Origin of the sequence: Xenorhabdus kozodoii (assembly GCF_002632875.1) — a bacterium.
GTDB classification, from domain to species: domain Bacteria; phylum Pseudomonadota; class Gammaproteobacteria; order Enterobacterales; family Enterobacteriaceae; genus Xenorhabdus; species Xenorhabdus kozodoii.
This window is the reverse complement of the sequence record NZ_NJCX01000096.1, coordinates 1-833: the sequence shown is the minus strand read 5'-3', so window position 1 is coordinate 833 and position 833 is coordinate 1. Positions and strand designations below refer to the sequence as shown.

At 56.1% G+C, this 833-nt stretch carries 1 protein-coding gene; it reads left to right on the top strand.

Annotation, left to right across the window (positions count from 1 at the left end):
- Positions 1 to 7: 7 nt before the first annotated feature.
- A partial coding sequence (locus Xkoz_RS19260; protein WP_244183533.1) for a terminase large subunit domain-containing protein occupies positions 8 to 833 on the top strand: 826 nt, incomplete at its 3' end.

Here is an 833-nt window from a genome sequence, read left to right as displayed (position 1 = left end):
GATTAAGATGGCTAAAGTATCAGATGGCATTCGCTATGCCGAACGGGTCGTTGCGGGTGAGATTGTGGCCGGGGAACTGGTCAGGCTGGCTTGTCAGCGCTTCCTGAATGATCTGGGCACGGGTGAGGAGCGTGGTATTTATTTCAGCGAACCCCGCGCCCAGCATATCCTGAACTTTTACAAATTTGTCCCCCACGTCAAGGGGGCACTGGCCGGCAAGCCCATTGAGCTGATGGACTGGCATGTTTTTATTCTCATCAATATCTTCGGCTTTGTCCGTCCGCTGATTAATGAACAGACCGGCGAAACTGTCCTGCGCAATGACGGCAGCGGGCGCCCGGTAATGGTGCGCCGTTATCGTACCGCCTATAACGAAGTCGCCCGCAAGAACGCCAAATCAACCTTATCCTCCGGCATCGGGTTGTACATGACCGGGGCGGACAGCGAGGGCGGGGCGGAAGTCTATTCGGCGGCCACGACCCGTGATCAGGCGCGGATTGTGTTCGAAGATGCGAAGAACATGATCAAACAGGCCAGACCCACACTGGGGCGGTTGTTTGCGTTCAACAAACTGGCCATTTATCAGGAACAAACCGCCTCCAAGTTTGAGCCGCTGTCTTCTGACGCCAACAACCTCGATGGCCTCAATATCCATTGCGGCATTGTCGATGAGCTGCACGCCCACAAGACCCGCGATGTGTGGGACGTACTGGAAACCGCCACCGGTGCCCGGCTACAATCGCTGCTGTTCGGTATCACCACAGCAGGTTTCAATAAGGAAGGCATCTGTTACGAACTGCGCGACTACACCGTCAAGGTGCTGCGCGGTCAGG